Origin of the sequence: Flavobacterium faecale (assembly GCF_003076455.1) — a bacterium.
Lineage (GTDB): Bacteria > Bacteroidota > Bacteroidia > Flavobacteriales > Flavobacteriaceae > Flavobacterium > Flavobacterium faecale.
The window spans coordinates 3721002-3740437 of the sequence record NZ_CP020918.1 but is presented as its reverse complement, the minus strand read 5'-3'; the positions used below and the strand labels follow the sequence as shown (position 1 = coordinate 3740437).

Here is a 19436-nt window from a genome sequence, read left to right as displayed (position 1 = left end):
CACCGCATTTTTTGCGGAGAATAAGTACTATATTTACCGCATCAAATAATACAGTTATGGCAATCTACATACACCAACTTAAAAGGTGGCCCATATTTTCATGGGAAGAGCAGGAATTTATTTCGCTATTAAGTGAGGTGAGAAACTTGCAGGGCAAACTTATGGGTAAAGTAGAGCTACTAGGCTTTGAGCTAAAAGGGGAAGCCAATTTGGAGACTTTAATTCAAGACGTCTTGCAAACTTCTGAAATAGAAGGAGAGATTTTAAATCCTGAATTAGTGCGATCCTCAATTGCAACTAGATTGGGTTTAGAATACTCTGGACTAGAAAACTCAGATCGCAATATAGATGGGATTGTTGAAGTGATGATCGATGCTACTCAAAATGACGATAAAGTAATTACTGAGGATCGTTTGTTTGGTTGGCACGCCGCGTTATTTCCAACAGGTAGAAGTGGTATGCATAAAATCGAAGTGGCAAAATGGCGTTCAGGTGCTATGCAAGTTGTTTCAGGGGGAATGGGTAGAGAGGTGGTTCACTATGAAGCTCCAAAAGCAGAACTTTTAACTAGCGAAATGAAGCAGTTCGTAGATTGGTATAATAACGAACAAGAATTAGAATCGCTACTTAAAGCAGCTATTGCTCATTTGTGGTTCATAACGATACATCCATTTGATGATGGTAACGGTAGAATAGCCAGAGCAATTACAGATATGCAACTTTCAAAATCGGATGGTGTCAACCAAAGATTCTATAGTATGTCTACTGAAATAAACAAACAAAAGAAAAGTTATTATAGCATTCTTGAACGAACTCAAAAGGACGACTTAGATATTACGGAATGGATCATTTGGTTTTTAGACTGTCTTAAAAACAGTATACTTCATTCAAGTGTCATAGTTGACAAAGTAGTTAGAAAACATCATTTTTGGGTCAAATTTGCGGGTAAAATCAGTAATGACCGCCAGAAATCTATGCTTGACAAACTCATGGATAATTTTGAAGGCAATTTAAACACAAGTAAATGGGCTAAAATGACCAAAACTTCTCCAGACACCGCATTAAGGGATATCACTGATTTAGTAAATAAAGGTATCTTAATCAAAGCCAATTCAGGTGGTAGAAGTACGCATTATATACTAAAAGACATTTGTTAAAATATAAAATGCGGAGAATAATCAATTTATTCACCGCATTTTTTTTGTGGAGTTTATTGAAACATTATAACTCTACTTTCCAACAACTCCAAATACTTATCTTTCATTTCATCAGAAAGGAAAGAAATCTCAAGCAACTCCTTCCATTTAGGAGTTGCTTTTTTCATTTGATCTAGAATTGTAGCTATTGTTTTTTCGTTGAGTTGCAACCTCTCTTTAGCATAATATTCTATGAAATCAGAAGCTTTTAGGTTGCTCTTTTTTCCTTTCAAGGGTAGTGCCATTTCTTCATCAGGATTTTTAATCGCTATGGTAGAATTCAGAAAGTCATAAATAGGAGCGAGGGTTGTTTTACCATTTTTGGTGATTAACGAAAAGTTTTTCAAGTGCATGTCTTCATTACCTGTTACAAAACAAAAAAGTATTCTTTTAAAAAAGTCTGCTTTCTCAATGGCAGGAAAAGAACAAAATTCATCCAGTACCGGAATCAGTTTTTCCATTGTAAAGCGGTATTTGGTATCTCTTGTATTAGCCGTTAATTGTGCAAAATCTTCGGTTGCCCATTTTTTCCCTTTACCGTGGCGATCAAAACGTTTAATGAAATAAGACAAACTTCCATCTTTTCCGTAGAGCATTCCATGAAAAGGAACATCTAAACCAAATGCTTTTGCCATTCGCATGGTTACGTCCTCGTTTTCGGGTAATTGTGAGAATAAATCATTTTGTGGTTTGATAATGTAGGTTCCAAACTGATCTACAATTTTAAACTCTTGATCTACTATAGAAACCGCTGCACTAAGTTTTGGTTGAACCCCTTGAATGGATAGTTTTTTGGCTCTATTAGCCGCTTCTTGACGAAGTTCGACAGCAGTATAGGGCAAATCATTTAAGTGCGTTAATTTGGGAGCAATAAGACGCATTCCTTTTACGCTGTATTTATCTGTTCCGCACAGTTCGTAAGTAATGGGACATCTATTCATTTTCCAATGCTTTAACCGTTACAGATCCTACTAAATCATTTCCTGTAGCAATGAGTTGAGAGAAGTAATCTTTTTTGTCAATTTTGCCAATGCGTAACAATCCTTCTAGCATCACACCTTCGGGTAGTAATCCTTCAAAAAATGGAGGAAAAGAGTTGTAACTGTATTTTTTATGTGTTGTAGGCATAGTTAAAGAAACTGCCTCACCATTATAATCAAGATCATATTCAAAATGATATTCTTTATTCGTAATCTCGGATAGGATTCCAGCTCTATTGCCGTGAACTAATACTATTGCTTGTCTCATGTTTATTTATTTAGAGGGCTGATGAATTCTACTTTTATATTCAATACCTTAAGTACTGCAAGCAGATTATTAAAGCGTATCGTTTCTTTGTTCTTTTCAATATCAAAAACAGTAGTTTTTCCTACTCCTGCAAGGTTTGCCAACTCCAGTTGGGTAAGTCCAGCTTCTTTTCGATGGTCTTTTATCAAAGTTCCTAAATTGAAATCATTCATTTTATACTGTTTAGGCAGTAAAAATATGGTATTTATTTATTGTATTAAATGTTTTAATAAAAAATAAGTCGATATTACTGTTATTGCAGTAAATTTAAGTAGTAAATGATAGTTTCTACTTATGAAAAATAAGAAAGATGTGAAATTACTGATATGGCGGTAATAATAATCATATATATATGCGGTGATTAGCAACAATTACCACCGCATTTTGTTGATGTAAACAAACTTGTTATAAAACAGTTTACTACACTATAAATATAACTGTTTTAGAAATATTTTGAATTCTCAAATACATCATCAATGATTTTATCTAGTTTTTTGTTGGGTCGTTTATTAAGGTAGGCCTGAGTAGTTCTAATGTCCGTATGACCTAGCATTTCACTAATAGCGTCAATAGCAATGTTTTCAAATTTTAAAAGTGTGGCAAACGTATGTCACGCAGTGTAAAAAGTGATATGCTTGCTAATTTTTAAAACTTCCATCATTTGTTTCAGAGCTGGATTTATTTGCTCAAGTAATTTATGACTACGGTATTTAATCTGTTTAGAGGTTATCTCTTCCGTCAGTAAAAGAGGAAACAGATAAGAGTTCATCGATTTTTGATTGTAAACTTTTAGTATCTTAAGCGAATGATCCCGCAGCTTAAAATTTAAGTGTACCCCAGTTTTAGTTCTTAGATAGGATAGTCTAGCACCATACAAATTTGAGTCGTTTAATTTTAGCAAGTATATAAAATTCATTCTTCTACAATAAAAACTAAATAGATAGATGTCTTTTGCAAATTGATGATCTTTATTTGAGCTAAAATCTTTCTTTGACGTAATAGTCAATACAATCGACTACTTCTTCAACACCAAGTAAGCCAGTCCAGGATCATTCAGCAAACGTTCCATCTCAGAATGAATAATGTCCTGCACATCCTGCTTAATTTGAAGATAATTACGCTGCACCATGGCATTGTCTAACTTTCGAATAATTGGAATTTCTTTATAGTTATCCTGTTCTTTTTTAAGTGCTTGATGGTCATTTATAATTTCGCAATGAAAAGTCTTCAATTCAATTTTGCAATCAGGATCATCAGCTACCATTCCTACAAACTCACCAGAACTTAGAGAAGAAATATTGGAGGGTGGCACAGCAGACTCTAATTGCTTAGACCGGCTTATAGAAGTATCTCCGCTATTGACGGAGAGGCTTTCTCTGTCCTGCATAATTTTCCCAAATCGTTCCGAAAGTTGCTTGGCAGTATCACCAGTAACCTGACCGCTAACAATATTTCCAGTGATATTCATAATCACATCAGCCTGTTCGCGGCCATACTCTTTACGGAGCTGACTGAAGTCCTGAATCCCCAAACAAGTAGCTACTTTATTAGATCGTGCAGTAGCGATAAGGCTATCCATATTGTTGAGATAGATCGTTGGGAATTCATCAAAAATTAAACTGCTTTTCTGTTTGCCTTTTTGATTTACTTGCTTGATCAGCCTACTTACATAGAGTGATAAAACAGCGCCGTATATTTGTATTTTCTGTGGATTATTTCCCATGCAGACAATCTTTGGTTCTTCTGGATTATTGATATCTAACGTAAAATCGTTTCCAGATAAAACATAATACAGTTGGGGAGAGGAGAGACGTGCCATTGCTACTTTGGCGGAAGCAATCTGACCTTCTAATTGTTCCATAACATCGTTGAGGTAGGCATTGACAAAAGGATTTATTAACACTTCGACTTCCTTCTCCGTTCGCAATAGGGTAAAGAGACTGTCATAGTCCGCTTGCATAAGTTCAATTACATGTGGAAGCGTACAAAATTGTCCCTCCTTATATTTTTTTAGATACCAGATAATAGCGGTTAGAAAATTGATAGGAGATTCCACAAAGAAATCACCCTGACGTTTGATCCATTCTCGGTTGAGTCCCATAAGTATGGTACGGGCTGATTCGGCTGCATCTGTAATATCCGTCATAGCAGAAGGGTCTAAAGGATTGCATCGATGGGTTCGGGTTAAATCATCAAAATTGATGATGTAAAATTTAGGAGCTATAGGATATTCGTGTTTGTGATTCAGCCAAGTATTATAAGCTATTTTGGAAAGATCATCAAATTTAAAATCATAGACGAACATGGTAAATCCTTTACGGATATGTTGGGTGATCACATGCCGAATTACAAAATACGATTTTCCAGATCCTGGAGATCCTAAAACCATCAAAGCCCGGAAAGGATTGATAATATTAATCCAGCTGTTTCGTACTTTATCTTTCAAATGATAGCGCGCTGGAAGATTGATCGAAAACTCATTTTCAAGTAGCCGTTCTTCCTGTGGGAAAGTCTCATTTTCTTTATTGAAAATATCTTTGCTGTTGAGTCTGTTTTTGATAATTCGAGAAAGTATGGTGCCACCAGAAAGAATTAGTAAAAAACCAACTGAAGAAATTGAAATATATAAAATCGTTACTTCCGTTATCTTAATTTTCAGTAGCAAGCAAAGCGAACTTAAAAAGTAGATTAGTAGTCCAGTACTACTATAAGCAAAAGCTGTTTTATAATTTAGTTTCTCTTGTTTTCTACCTTTTGCACCCAATAAAGAAATGAAAAGAAATCCTACGGCAAATAACTTTGATTTATGAAAATTACTAAACAAACCAGCCTTATATATATTGCCTAAGATCTGGTCGCTAAATGCACTACTGAATCCCCAGAATTTGAAAGAGGAGTAACAGTAATAGTAAAAATGCAATCCTAAAAGTAGGATGCTGATAAGCCGAGTCATATCTAATATTTTCCTCAAGGCTTGGTCGTTTTCTCCAGTTTGCATAGCCATAATTTAATAGTTTACTGATTATCAGATTGTCCTTTTCTTTTCTTCTTTTTGCGCTTTCCTTTTAACTGCTTCGGTAAATAATCGAATGCTTGTTCTGGCTGTAGTAATTGATCTAAAACTTTTCCTAAATCGCTAATAGGGAGTACGGTCGAAGTCTCTTTTAAAATAGAATCTTGAGAATCCCATTGACGCTGACCCTCCCTAGAATTTTTAATTCTAAAAGTTGTTTTATTTTGACTAGCAGATTCTGCTCCGCAACGCTCTTGAATTGCTTTAGCACTGTATTGTTTTCCCAATGCGCTACCATTAAAAACACATTTAGTTCTATGGTCAACATAGGTGATACCATAAAGTAAACCATCGGTATTCTGACGAAGTACAGCCTTGATGCCCTCTTTCTCTAATCTTTTTATTAGTTCTGGAAGTCTGACCGTTTTCTTACTCAGTAATAGAAGATCAATCGTGTTTTTGACCCTTAGCTTATGAGGCTTTCGACGCTGTTCGTTCTGAATGAATTTCTCTTCTAGAAATTTAAGCGTTGGCTTACTGTATAAGTCACTCGCTTTAATGGGTACTCCAACCTTATTTCCATTTTGATCCAGAATGCGATATAATAAACCCTTGTTGGCAAACACCCTCGAATTTTCGCTACCGCGATCAGCCAGTATATTGTATTGTTGCAAGACTGCATTAAGTTCTGGAAGGCTGGTGTATTTATATTGGTTTAGCACCACATCGAGCACCATAGTAATAGCTCTTTTAGTGGGAGTACGACCGTATAACACTTTGCTAGTTGCAACTGGCGTTAGTTCATAATCTTGTTTTCTTTTATGGCGTTCAGCGGGAACTAAGCCAAAGGAAATTTCTATTTCTTTTCTGGCTATTTCTGACTGGTTTTGACCAATGTTTTGGGTATCAATTCTGCTTCCATCTTCCCTCACTTTTATGGAGACGATGTGAATGTGAGGATGCCCCGCATCATGATGTTGATAGACCAAATAAGGTTGTTGGCCAAAGCCAATTTTCTCCATATAAGTATGCGCAATAGCCATTAGTTTTTCTTTAGATAAAGATGTTTCTGAAGGGTCAAAATTCAGAGAAATATGCACGCTATTCCGTGTCACATTTTCGTTTAAGGCAGTTTGTTTTAACATCCGATTCAGCTTTATATTTATTGCCAAATTAGCATCGTCAATAGGGTAATTTCCTGCTCCCATAAATACTGCCACTCCTTCCTTGATTTTGTTTTCGTTGTAGTTTAAAATACGATGAATAGAGTGACCTGTTTTGATTACCGTAACCATAATTCTGCAAATTTTTGAATGGATTTTTTAACTTCATTAATCTTATTAAAAAGAATTTTACTTTCTAGTTCATAGCGAATCAACCAACTTTTAAATTCAGGAATCTGCTGTAGAATATGAAGCTTTTTTACAGCCTGATTAAAGTTATTACCTATTGCATTTAGCTCTTTTCGCAGCTGAAGCATTTGCAACATAAATTCATCCAACGAAGCGTCTCGGTAGGTAGTTACAATAGGCTTATCAAAAAGACTTCTACGTATATAATCGCTCAGCTTTCGGCAGGTACTGGCTTTCCATTTGCGCTCTATTTTTGCATATTCGGCGGTTGTTAGACGCAGCCCAATTATGCGTGTTCGGTTTGAATTTCCTTTTTCCATCATCTTTCATTTTACTCATTAATTCAATATTTTTAACTTGTCCTTGCGGAGCTGCAATACTTCATTTTATTGTGTTTAGGCCTTTTTTTGCTTTTCAGTTTCACTGCCCACGAGTCCCGAGTGATAAGCAGCCAGACTCGGTTGTTTAACAACCGGACATCTGGCCGATTGCAGGAACGTGGCAATCTTTTAACTACTTGTAATGGCCTTCGATCATTAAAGTTGTTTTTAGGGGATTGCATGCGGTAGTACTAATTCCCTATGAGAAGTGGGATAGTAGCTAACTGTTTTTATGCCTCAAATTATTCTTTTTCGATTTTCCGAAATTCACTGACCAATCGTTGAGGTCTTTGTAGTTTCGATAAAGCGTACTTTCATCCTTGTATTTAGTACTCAGAGAAAGTGCACGTTTGGTATAACTTTGACCTGTTTCATCCTGGTCAAAATATAGCCGAATGGTTTCATGATTTTCCATAAATGGTCGTGCTCTTTCGAAAAAAGAAACAGAGTTTAGAATGACAAAATCCTGACTATTTTCAGGAAGGTTTTTGGTCATCGCTTTAAAGGATAAGTAGTCAAAAAAGCCTTCAAAAACGACTACCTCATTACTGCCATTTTCGAAGGTGGTTATTCCTTTTGGTGAAGCTGTTGTTTTGAAATAGGGATTGCGAATTTCATAGCCTCCCAAATCATTTTTGAATCCAATTCCGTAGTAGGTATTATCATTTAAACTATAGTGAACTTCCTTGCAAAACTGTTGAGCAATTGCAACTGGGATAGTACGCTGTTCGAGATAGCGTAATAGCGAATACGAAGTCAGTGTATTTACTTCCACAATCTTAATTTTAGGTTCTTGCTGAACACTATTTTCTAAAGAGGAAAGTAGTGGCTGTTGAAGAGAAAGATTACCACTTAAGTTGCGTAGTAATTCAGGAATGCTACACTTGTAATATTCGATACCAAAATCAATCAAGTTTCCACCTTTTCCAAAGCCATGGTCATACCAGCGATTTAATCTACGATTGATTTTAAAAGAAGCTTCTTTTTCATCCCTAAATGGCGAAAGGTACCAGTAGTCGTTGTGCCTAATTTTTTCAGGTTCAAAACCCAAGGACTTTAAGTAATCAACTAGATCTATTGCTTTGGCTTGCTCTATTGAAAAGTTATTGTTGCTGAAATTCATAACATACATTTTATCAGGTTCATAATTCAGATTCCGCTTACTAAAGTAAAAAAGCTAAATCCCTTGACCAATCCTCATCATATTTTGACTGGGATAAATTGAAGTAAGCTTCTTATTTTTGGAGTACTGAAATATTAATTTAAAACGAGAAGATTATGCTAACAACAAATGATGTAGCCCAGGTTTTTGATACTATCCTTAGTATCCCTGGCATGAATGAGCTGGTGAAGATTGATTTGAAAATCTCCCGTAAAAATGTATTGTTATTAAACCATGTTATCGAACGTGGATTATTGATTAAAGTAGATGATAAAGCATCAAACTTATTGACCAGTGTTCCAGAAGAAAATTTGGAAGAGTTGCGGTCGCTAGGAGGGGAGTGTCTCTCAAAAGCCGGATTGATAGAACTAAGTGAAAAACTAAATGCGTTGAGTGGAACCACGAAGTAGAAGGGGTCATTAAATAGAAACCAAAAGAATACCAAGTAAACTGATCCTGTTTATTTGGCATTCTTTTGGTTTAATCATGTTCGGTTCTAGTAATAGTTATTCCTATCCTTTATTCGAAAATTGGCTTGATTTTTAAATATTTTGGCTTGATTTTCAAAGCATGTTTCGAAAAAAAGGAATGTAATTTTGGTAAGTATTTAAGAATGATTGTTTTAAATAAGCGTCAACACTTTGAAACTTTAAAATCTAGATCCAGAGAAACTTCAAAGTTGAGAACATTTAAACTTCATTCGGTTTAACCCAAAAAGGAAAAGCAATGAAATTACGCGCAACAATAAAGAATGGAATCATTGAGATAATTTGTCTGTTGTACATACTGCTATTTGTGTATGCTGCAGTGAGTAAATTATTGGATTTTGAAAATTTTCAAGTTCAATTGGGACAATCTCCGTTATTAAGTGCTTTTGCTGGTTGGGCTTCCTGGGGAGTTGTGATTGTAGAGTTGATAATATCGATACTTTTATCTTTTCCAAAATGGCGTCTTTTTGGGCTTTATGCAGCTTTTAGTTTGATGACTATGTTTACGACATACATAATCATTATTTTGAATTTCAGTCCTTTTGTTCCTTGTTCTTGTGGTGGAATTCTGGAAGATTTGGGATGGACGGAACATCTTGTTTTTAATATTGGTTTCATTTTTTTAGCACTGATAGGTATCATTCTTGCAACATCTAAAACAAAAGTAGCTAGTGTAAAGAAACGGTATCGACATTTAATTTTGAGTTCTTTTTTATTTGGTTGTAGTACTATAATCGTGTCGGTTCTTTTTCTGTTTTCGGAGACGATTATCCATCATCGAAATACTTTTATTAGAAGGTTTCCTCCTTATCCAGCAACGGAAATTCAACAACTTGATTTAAAATTTAATTCGTATTATTTTGCAGGTATTAGTAAAAAGCGGATCTACCTTGGAAACTACACCACACCGTTCCAAATTACAGAATTTGATACACTTTTAAAATTTGAAAAAAGACATACAATTGATTTAGATAAAGTTGATTTTACTTTTCGTAGTGTTGAGACAAGAGTGCTAGATTCTTCTTTCTATTTATTTGATGGAGTAGTTCCTTGCCTGTATATTGGAAACACAGCAAATTGGCAAGCCAAACTACAAGCGCCTCTTGGGATTCGATTTACACAAGCAGAGCCGATAAATACCAAATCAATTGTATTTCGTGCTTTTGCTCCTGAGAACGGAGAGAATATTTTAGGACTGTTTGAACTCGAAAAAAGGAACAAAATGCATCTCAAACCTGGTCTCTTACAAAAGCAAATCGATGGAGTATTTGGCACTGATGGAATGCTTAAATACGATCCTGTGACAAAAAAAGTCGTGTACTTGTACAAGTACCGCAACCAATTTATGGTAGTGAACGAATCATTAAATGAAGTACGACGTGGTAAAACAATAGATACATTCAGTAGGGCTAAGATTCAAGTAAAGTACTTGACTAAGTCAAAAGAACGTAAAATGACAGCCCCTCCTTTTATTGTTAACAAAACAATGACTGTTTATGATAATTTGCTATTTGTAGCTTCTGCATTACCTGGTAAATATGAAGCAATAGAACTTTGGGAAACCGCCACCATTATTGACGTGTATGACCTAGCCAACAACAGCTATCTTTTTAGTTTTCCAATCTACAACATTGGCAAAGAAAAAATGAAAAGCTTTAATATTCATAATAAAAAACTATATGCGATTCTAGGAACACATTTGGTTGTATATCAATTGAATCACCTATTCAAAAGCAGTTCGAACAAATAAAGAGTACTATGACTTATGTACTAGAATATAACCGGCCGGCTATCAGGGATAAGATCGAAAACCTGTTAAAAGAGTAGATCCTAATTTTTAAATTTATTACTATGAAAACAGAAATTTTAAAAATGATTATGCCAATGGCAGTCATTGCAGTAGCCGTAACTGGCGCTTTCAGTTCAAATACGATGAATAAAAATTCAAAAGCATTTGCATTGAAACAAGGATATACACATACAAGCCCTTCATCGGCTTGTAATATATCAAACATGTGTTCAGATATTGTTGGCGACTTTTGTACAGTCGGAACGGAGGAAGTACGATTATGGGGTAAAACTACTCCTAATGCTGCTACTTGTAATGTACCGCTTTATAAAAACAATTAAAATGTAGGACTAGCTGCCAATAAGAGCAGTAGTAAATGACAATGCGGTTTCTACAGAAAGAAACCGCATTGTTTTTTAGAATTATGATCTGTTAGGTATTATAACAAATCTCCTTTTTTTAAATAATGAGCAAACCATTTTTCAATTTGCTGTGTCAAATGTTGCTGGTTAATTCTCTTTTCCAATCCATGTTCTTCATTGGGGTATACTAACAAGGTGTGCGTTTTTTGAAGTCTTCGTAACGCCATAAAAAATTGCATACTTTGAGAAGAATCTATTTGTGTATCAGATTCTCCAGTCCAGGACAAAAGAGGAGTATTCATCTGTTGAGCATTAAACAAAGGGGAATTATTCAGATATCCCCATTTATTGTCAAAGAAAGAAGTACCCATCCTGAACTGTTGTGATTCAAATCGAAAGTAATTCGGCTTGCCCGTAATTCCATTTGTTCGTAAATACAGGCTGTAAAAGTCTGAAATTCCCGCACCGGAAACAGCTGCTGCAAAACGATTGCTGTGAGTTACAATAAAGTTAGTTTCGTATCCGCCAAAAGAATGACCAATAAGCCCAATATGTGTCGGTGCGATAGATGCTGTTGAAAGAGCTTCATTTACAGCCGCTAAAACACAATCCAAAGCAGATTGTCCAGGTTGACCTACTTGATAAACAATATCTGGGTAGAGTACGAAATAGCCCTGCGAAGTTAAGTTACTCACGTTGAATCCAGCCGAATTGTAAAGCGATGGATTGATATATTTGTGCAAGTTGTGTGCCTGATTCTCATATAAACGAACGATCATGGGATATTTTTTAAATGGGTCATAACTGGCGGGATAATTGAGAACTCCTTTTAGATGATTTCCAGAAATATCTTTATAAGTTATTGCTTTTGACTTTCCCCAAAGATAATGCTGTTGCTGTAAGTTACTTTGGTAAACGACAGTTGGTGATGCTAACATTCCAGCTTTGAACATGAGAGCGGGTGATTGGTCAAAAGTTTGTTCCAAATACATAAAAGAAGAACCATTTTTGGCAGTAGTCAAATAATCAACTTTTTTAGGCTGAAAAACAAGGGATTGAGTACCTCTTTTGCGGTTCCATACCGAATAACCGCTATCACTAAAGTCAGTGCGCTCCGCACTTAGATATAGGTTATCGTCTAAGTTGAAATAACCACTCGTGAAACCACTGAAGTTACTCGTTTTTTGTTGAGAAGGTTGCTGCGAAACTATTCTATAAACGATATTATCTTCCCTACCATTGGTTAATCTTTTGGCAGTCCTTCCATCTGGTGTAATTTCCCAAACATCAAAGGCGTCATAAAGTAATAAAGAACGTTCATCCTTACTCCAACCCGCGAATCCAAATGGATAGGTTTTATCACCTGAAACATACTTTTTCTCATAGAATTCGAACCTTATATGTTGTGTAATATTTGTGTGAGAAGCTTTGCTAATGCTGTATACCCACCAATCTCCATCTTTTAAATAACAAAAATAATCTCCTTCTGGTGATGCTAACAGCGTACCATCATTAGCGTATTTTTCTAAAAAAAGTTTCTTTTTACCAGTCTTGAGATCCATCAACCAGTAATCTAATTCTCTATACTCCTTGAACTGTGCTTCATTGATTCTTGAATCAAATAGTAATGCTACATTTTGCAAACCGTTCAGCATTATCCCAGAAATCGCATGATTGGTAATTTGTGAAAAACGATTGTTTTTTGGGAACCAAACACCATTATACGTATAATTTTCCATTAGTGGTCGTTGTATGTATAACCATTGATCTTTAGTATTCCAAACCATAGCTGTATCTTTAGTAATGACTGTCTTTTTATAGGTTTGAATAAATACTTTATTACCATCGTCAGATAAAGTTAGGGCTTCGGAATCAGTTGACAGTAGCATGTCTTTGGGGAACTCTTGATGGGTATTAGAATCAAAAAAGTGTAATTTACTCTCGCTAACCGAATAGTAATATAGTTTAGGATTTAAGAGGGAATTTGTTGATGAACTACCGTAAAAACCCAATGCAGTACCACCTTTATTCCATTTCATTTTACTAAAGTTTTCCTTTGGGCTATTTATAATTTTTAGAGTTCTAAAATTCTCCTTCAAGAATATCAATTGAGCGATTGACTCTGTATTATTTTTAGAAGTGATGGCAAGAACAGTACTATCAGTATTAAAAGAATAAGTATTTATTGAATCAATTGTTTTTAGTATGTGCCCATTTGGCGAACAAATAAGTATTTTTTGATCCTTTTTAGAGTCAGAAACAACGATAAGGTATTGATCATCTGTCGTAAAAAAGTATTCGTTCACACTTTCCAAAATTGTAATTTGAGCTGTTTGTAAATTAAAAACTGCTAAGGTATTCGGAGCTGAATAATAGGCAAAAACAGCTTCGGTGCTAAACTTGCCTTGTTGTCCTTTCGGAAAAAAATGAGTTTTTAAGGTCGCTGTATTCTTTACAAACAACGTGTCTTGATGCGAGGAATAGCTACTGCTATAACTAATCCAAGTACCATTTTCAGAGAGTTTTTGGGGAGTCAGTTTTCCCCAAAGCGCATAATCAGCTGCTGTTACAGCTTTTTTAGGATTTAGCTGAGCCATACAAAGGCTAGAGCTAGATAAAAGTAACAAGCGTATCAGTCTTACAAGAGAAGACGAGCGACCCAGAGATTGATATTTTTTTCTAGTTATCATAAAAGATGAATTAGTATCCTAAGTTCTGAGGAGATAAATTGGGATTCAATAGCAGTTCTGTTTCGGGTATGGGAAATAAGGCATCAGTGGTATTCCAACCGACCTTGTTACTCAAAGCGCTATCTAGCTTTCCGTAGCGTTTGAGATCAAAAAAACGATGTCCGTGTTCGGTAAATAATTCTACTCGCCGTTCTTGTACTAAAGCATTTAAGATTTCATCTTGCGAAATGGCTGTCGTATTTGGTAATCCCGCTCGATTCCGAATGATATTTAGATCTTCTTTTGCACCAATCAAGTCTCCTGCACGGGCTCTCGCTTCTGCACGAATAAGATATTGCTCTTCTAATCGAAAAACAACGGAATATTCAAAAGAAAATGAAACAGATGAATTGTCCTTGTATTTACTGGCGTAATACCAAGTCGTGCTTCCGTCGCTCACAGCAGTTGTCCAACTGATTTTGCGTTGATCCATCGGCTCAAAAGAGTTTAAAAGAGCATCGCTTAAAGCCGTGAAAGGGGGAGGACCAGCTGTAAAAATATAGAGATTGCCTTCTTCTGTTGCACTACCATAAAAAAACGGGGAAAATTGCCAAATGGTACTGCTACTGGTGTTCATGAAAACGGTATTGAGATCATCCTGTAATGCATAAGTTGCCGTATTGTTTAGTACTGCAGAAGCCACATTAGAAGCTTCGGCCCATTTTTCATCAAATAAGTAAACTCTGGCAAGTAGCGCTTGGGCAGTATATTGGTCCGGTCGCACCCGCTCTCCGCTTTCGTCATTTTCAGGAAGCAAGCTGGAAGCCTTATCCAAATCAGCAATAATTAGTTCATAAACTTTAGCCACTGGTAGGCGAGAGGCAACTCTATTTTGTCTGTAATCAGTAGTAGTTATATATGGAATTTCGCCATAAAGATTCAACAAATAAAAATGGACTAATGCTCGCACAAATAGTGCCTCACCTGTCAGCTGATTTGCTTTGTCTTGGGATAAACTTTTAGAGGCTGCAATACCTTCCAGCATAGCATTAGTATTATAAACAACCCGATAGCTACTGGCCCATAAAGTTGCAACGGCTTCATTGGATGCCAGCAAACTGTTAGTATACAATCCAAATGTAGAATTTTCGGAATCACCGTAAAAAGTTAGTTCATCGGCATAATGACCCATTTGATTGGAAAGTCCAAGAGGGGAACCAGTCAATAAAGTAGAACTTCGTAATTGGGCATAAATAGCGACCATAGCTGCAGTTGCGGTAGTTGGACTTTCAAAAACTACAGGAGTAGAAAGTTGTGAGGATGGTTGATCCGTTTCTACAAAATTATCACAAGCGCTTAGTAACAGTATACAAGCTAGGCTATACCCCATAAAAATAACAGGGATACGCTTTTTTTGAATTTTAAATAAAAAACTTTTTGGATTAAATATAGGTTTCATAACAGTTAGTTTTTAGATTAATAAGTTAATTGAACGCCAGTGGTAATAATTTTCAAAGGAGGCAATACTCCTCTAGTTCTAAACTCTGGATCTGCGCCTTTGTAGGACGTAAAAGTGAGTAAGTTTTGCGCTTGTAAATTAATTTGACAAGTAACACCTTTTAGCCAATAAGAAGGCAGCGTATAACTCAAGGAAACATTCTTCAAACGGATATAAGAGGCATCGCTTATAGTAGCATTGCTGTCACGATATCGGGTAAAAGCACTACTAACCGCCGTATTCACTCCAGTACTGTATTGCTGAAACGGTCCTAAATCTCCTGGGTTTTGCCAGCGATCCAGTACATCTGTTGTTTGATTGTTCCTACTACCAGGCAAGCCAAGTGACGAAGCCGAATTGTAGTTGAGTTGTTTGACAAACTGAAAAAGGAAATCGAGTTGAATACCTTTATAGTTGAGTTGGTTTTGCAAACCACCATAAAAATCAGGATTTAAATCTACTAAATATTGCCTATCGTCTTTAGCAGAAAAAAGACCATCGCCATTAAAATCCTCAAACTCATACAATCCAGTTACTGAATTTAGACCTGTATAGTTATAAACTTTTACAATATTCAACGGTTCACCAATAACGTACTGATTGGCATAAGTAGAACTGGCTAAATCAGGAAAACGAAGTAATTTATTTTTTAAAACACTAATATTGAAATTGCTACTCCATCCAAAATTTTTCTTTTGAAAATTCACAGTTCGCAACGTCAATTCTATACCACTATTTTGTACACTAGCATCAAGATTAGCCTGAATACTGCTAAAGCCCGTGGTCCCCGGCAAGGGAATACCAACCAACTGATTAGATGAAGTATTACGAAACCATCCGGCAGTCACAAAAATCCGATCTTTAAAAAAACCGAGTTCAGTAGCGATCTCAAACTTTTTGTTGCTTTCCCATCCAAAGTCGGGATTAAAGAGTCGTGTGGTTTCAATCCCTACCGTTCCTTGGTAGGGATTCCCATTGGAACTATACGTATCTAAATATTGGTAATCTCCAATTTGATCACTTCCCGTAGTTCCATAACTAGCACGAAGTTTTCCAAAACTCAAAAACGATCCGTTACTGTCTTTTATAAAAGATGCTTTAGAAAACAACCAAGCGGCACCTACAGCCCCAAAAGTAGCAAACTTGTTTCCTGGTCCAAAACGACTTGATCCATCTCGTCGACCCGTTACATTCAAGAAATATTGGTCAGACCAACTAAAATTAGCACGTCCAAAAAAGGCTTGGTATTTATACTCTGTACCACCACTGCTCATGATGGTAACAGTTGAGGCGGAAGCCAAGTCATAAATCAAACTATTACTAGTAAATCCTTCTCCTGCTAAAACCAGTTGCTGCCCGTTGAGTTGATTGAAAGTACCACCTGCCAATATGGAAATTTTGCCTTTTCCAAAACTAGTATGCCAATTGAGTTGAGGTTCTATAATCCAAGATTGGCGCGTTGTAGTATTTGTAAATAAGGAAGAAAATTCACTGCCTAAACCATAGGCAGGATCATAAATAGTAGAAGGGAAAGTGCTACTCTCTTTGTGTTTCAAATCCGTATAGCCAAAGCTAGATTTAAATTCCAATTGAAATGGAAGTTGATAAGATAAGACTGCATTGGCAACTAAGTCAGAGGTATTGCTTAAGGATTTCCCATTCAGATGGCTTAGCGGATTTTCCCAAGTGCTGTTCTCCCAATTGAGATTTCCTGCTGCATCATACAAAGCAGGTGCGTTGGGTGCTAGCTTTCGCGAAATGGTGGTTAAGTCTGTCGAGGGTTGGTTATTATCTTGTACCGTGTAACCTGCAGAAAAGTTGATGCCAAATTTTTTATTCTCGGAGGAATGATTCAAATTAATACGTGCATTTCCTTTTTTATAACCAAAATTAGCAGGAAAAACGGTTGTTTCATTGCTATAGCTTCCATTGAAGATAAACTGAGTCTGCTCATTACCTCCTGAAACAGAGGATTGCAAATTCATGAAGTTAGCTGTACCACCAGTCAGTACTTTTTGCCAATTGGTATTTCGAGTTTGATCCCATGTACCATTAACTTCATAAGCACTTGCTGGATAAGTCGTGTATCCATCATTAGAGAAAGCTTCACGACGCATCTCTAAATATTGATCAGTATTCATCAAATTCATGAAGCGGGTCACTTTCCCAATTCCGTTAGAATAGTTGGTGGTGAACGTAGTTTTGCCTTTCTTTCCTTTTTTGGTTGTAATAAGTATGACGCCATTGGCACCACGTGAACCATATATCGCTGTGGCATCAGCATCTTTTAAGACTTCGATACTTTCAATATCGCCAGGATTCAAATTGTTGAGCGGACTCGTTAAGGAGGGCATTACGGTAGCGGTAGCACCAAACCCCACAGGATCGCTGGAATAAGGGACACCATTAATAATATATAGCGGTCTATTACCGTCGGACCTCAAGCTGTTTTGTCCCCGAATTTGTAGGTCAAACCCCCCACCAGAAACACCAGTTGTTTGCGTAATATTAACTCCCGCCATTCTTCCCTGCATGGCAGCCAGAACATTAGTTACCGGTTGCGTTTCAATTTCTTTCGCCAAAATTTTAGCAATACTTCCCGTACGCTCTTTTTCTTTTACAGAATAGTAACCAGCATTGACTCGTACTTCTTGAAGAGCGGTAGCATCTTCCTTGAGTTGGATGTCAACTGTTTTTTGCGAACTAATAACTACTTCTACAGACTTGAATCCCATGAACGAAAAGACAAGAACATCAGTAGGAGAGGCCGTGATCGTATACTGGCCATTGTAATCTGAGATAGTAGTAGTGGACGTTCCTTTAACGGTAATAGTAACTCCAGGCATAGGGCCAATACCATCAGTGATTGTACCACTAATTTTTTGGGTAGGTTGCTGAAAATTTGAAAAGAGTAGGTGGTTATTGGCTACGGCAGAGGAGGAGAACAGGCAAATTCCTAAAATAAAGGAATACACCGTTGTCCTTACCTCCTTGATTAATGAATTATTTTTCATAATTTTGGTTCTTGGTTAGGTGAAATGTGAGTTTTGTTTTACTATGGTCCTCTACTTTTGCTTGCCGGCGAGTTAGGGGACTTTTTTTGTGTTGAGCCGCTAAGGGACTTGTTTTTTTGTTACTTTATTAAGGCATAGGCTTTTTCTGTTATCGGTTTTCGGTTTTGGATTGTTGTAATAGTTTTTGCAAGTTTAAAAACTGCCGCAGCCATAAAGCCAAAGGCAAATTATTACTATTAATGCCACTATCAATGTAGCTTGTATTTGTTTGTAGTATTTCATCAATGCAATTTTTGTAGGTTATGGATTATCTGTTCTCTATTGTCTTTTTTCAATTCTATTCAAAAAACTCACTAAAAACATCCTGCACCTTATGATAACTAACTCAAATTAAACTATGTCCATTGTATTCAAAGGATATTTCGGTGCAGGTGTTTAGGTTTAATAAATTACAAACCCATGTCTGTTGTTTTACATTTGATTATAAGGATAATAGCATGCTTTTAGCCAACATTCTTTTGAGAAATGCCCATTGTGCCTTTTTGCTAATACGAGACCTTTTGCTCCCCGTCCCGAAACATATTCTGAAAACTTAAGTTCACCATTTGGAAAATAGAAATAAAGACAATACTTTTAAAGTGCGAGTTTGAAAGATTAATGCTTAAATCTAAGTGCTAAGTGTACTTGAGGTTTACCGTGACTTATAATTATGGGATTATGATAGCTCATAAATCTCATTTTATAGCTGCTCAGGATTTCACTCATCTGTACATAAAAGTACTGCTGAATTAAGCTGCTCTTGTAAGGGTGTATCTCAAGCTAAGTAGCCTTTTTTTTCAGTAAGTGGCGGCTAAAGGCAAGCTACATATTAGTAGTTAATTAAGGTGGAATACATGGAGTAATACATAAAAATTTCGTTCTCATAATTTATAGGTTTATGGTTATGGAACGATGTATTTCGGGTATGAAGAATACTTGCAAAAAAGCAAGGAGCGGCCTCACACTTTAGAGTCAAGGGCGACCAAACCCATCTTTAAAATCTTTCGACTAAAAAGGTACTATCTAAAGCTTACGTGAGAACCGCTCGCATGCCGTTTGCAAAAGTAAGAAACTTTATGACATGGAGCGACTTCACGATACTCTCGATAGTAAAATTGGTCGTTTTGACTCGAGAAAACATCGTTTTAATTATGCCAAAAAGGCTAATTATCAATTCGCTATAACAA

The 19436-nt window shown here is 36.2% G+C and carries 15 protein-coding genes; 4 read left to right on the top strand and 11 right to left on the bottom strand.

Annotated elements, in window-relative coordinates; genetic code table 11:
• Positions 1-56 precede the first annotated feature (56 nt).
• Positions 57-1157, top strand: coding sequence for a Fic family protein (locus tag FFWV33_RS15660; protein ID WP_108741772.1), 1101 nt, complete (start codon positions 57-59; stop codon positions 1155-1157).
• Positions 1158-1210: 53 nt separating this feature from the next.
• Here FFWV33_RS15660 and FFWV33_RS15655 read toward each other — a convergent pair whose 3' ends face one another.
• The 8 genes from FFWV33_RS15655 to FFWV33_RS15620 all read right to left on the bottom strand — a co-directional run bounded on the left by FFWV33_RS15655 (position 1211) and on the right by FFWV33_RS15620 (position 8351).
• Positions 1211-2137, bottom strand: a complete 927-nt coding sequence (locus FFWV33_RS15655) for a HipA domain-containing protein (RefSeq protein WP_108741771.1) — start codon at positions 2135-2137, stop codon at positions 1211-1213.
• Positions 2130-2444 (bottom strand): HipA N-terminal domain-containing protein, encoded by a 315-nt coding sequence (locus FFWV33_RS15650; protein ID WP_108741770.1) that lies wholly within the window; start codon positions 2442-2444, stop codon positions 2130-2132. Before FFWV33_RS15650 ends, FFWV33_RS15655 begins: the two co-directional genes overlap by 8 nt.
• A gap of 2 nt (positions 2445-2446) precedes the next feature.
• Positions 2447-2656, bottom strand: a complete 210-nt coding sequence (locus tag FFWV33_RS15645; protein WP_016989164.1) for a type II toxin-antitoxin system Y4mF family antitoxin — start codon at positions 2654-2656, stop codon at positions 2447-2449.
• Between the two features lie 269 nt (positions 2657-2925).
• Positions 2926-3045 carry a hypothetical protein gene (locus FFWV33_RS19780; RefSeq protein WP_425433145.1) on the bottom strand — a complete coding sequence of 40 codons (120 nt, stop codon included), beginning with the start codon at positions 3043-3045 and terminating at the stop codon, positions 2926-2928.
• A 453-nt stretch (positions 3046-3498) separates the two neighbouring features.
• Positions 3499-5481: a conjugal transfer protein MobC gene (mobC, locus tag FFWV33_RS15635; RefSeq protein ID WP_108742578.1), complete on the bottom strand. Its 1983-nt coding sequence runs from the start codon at positions 5479-5481 to the stop codon at positions 3499-3501.
• A 17-nt stretch (positions 5482-5498) separates the two neighbouring features.
• Entirely contained in the window at positions 5499-6791 is a 1293-nt protein-coding gene (locus FFWV33_RS15630; protein ID WP_108741768.1) for a relaxase/mobilization nuclease domain-containing protein, read from the bottom strand.
• Positions 6779-7168: a plasmid mobilization protein gene (locus FFWV33_RS15625; RefSeq protein WP_425433137.1), complete on the bottom strand. Its 390-nt coding sequence runs from the start codon at positions 7166-7168 to the stop codon at positions 6779-6781. Before FFWV33_RS15625 ends, FFWV33_RS15630 begins: the two co-directional genes overlap by 13 nt.
• 280 nt (positions 7169-7448) lie before the next feature.
• Positions 7449-8351, bottom strand: a complete 903-nt coding sequence (locus FFWV33_RS15620) for a toprim domain-containing protein (protein ID WP_108742577.1) — start codon at positions 8349-8351, stop codon at positions 7449-7451.
• 155 nt (positions 8352-8506) lie between these two features.
• On the opposite strand from FFWV33_RS15620, the gene FFWV33_RS15615 reads away from it, so the two are divergent.
• The 3 genes from FFWV33_RS15615 to FFWV33_RS15605 all read left to right on the top strand — a co-directional run bounded on the left by FFWV33_RS15615 (position 8507) and on the right by FFWV33_RS15605 (position 11008).
• A complete protein-coding gene (locus FFWV33_RS15615) occupies positions 8507-8800 on the top strand; it encodes a hypothetical protein (protein WP_108741766.1) in 294 nt (97 codons plus the stop codon).
• 316 nt (positions 8801-9116) lie between these two features.
• Positions 9117-10628 (top strand): DoxX family protein, encoded by a 1512-nt coding sequence (locus FFWV33_RS15610; RefSeq protein ID WP_108741765.1) that lies wholly within the window; start codon positions 9117-9119, stop codon positions 10626-10628.
• A 101-nt stretch (positions 10629-10729) separates the two neighbouring features.
• Positions 10730-11008, top strand: coding sequence for a DUF6520 family protein (locus FFWV33_RS15605; RefSeq protein ID WP_108741764.1), 279 nt, complete (start codon positions 10730-10732; stop codon positions 11006-11008).
• Between the two features lie 98 nt (positions 11009-11106).
• Here FFWV33_RS15605 and FFWV33_RS15600 read toward each other — a convergent pair whose 3' ends face one another.
• The 3 genes from FFWV33_RS15600 to FFWV33_RS15590 form a co-directional block, all read right to left on the bottom strand.
• On the bottom strand, positions 11107-13626 hold the full coding sequence (locus FFWV33_RS15600) for an alpha/beta hydrolase family protein (protein WP_159086051.1): 2520 nt from the start codon (positions 13624-13626) through the stop codon (positions 11107-11109).
• A gap of 103 nt (positions 13627-13729) precedes the next feature.
• Positions 13730-15157, bottom strand: coding sequence for a RagB/SusD family nutrient uptake outer membrane protein (locus tag FFWV33_RS15595; protein WP_108741762.1), 1428 nt, complete (start codon positions 15155-15157; stop codon positions 13730-13732).
• Positions 15158-15174: 17 nt separating this feature from the next.
• A complete protein-coding gene (locus FFWV33_RS15590) occupies positions 15175-18210 on the bottom strand; it encodes a SusC/RagA family TonB-linked outer membrane protein (protein WP_108741761.1) in 3036 nt (1011 codons plus the stop codon).
• Between the last annotated feature and the right edge of the window lie 1226 nt (positions 18211-19436).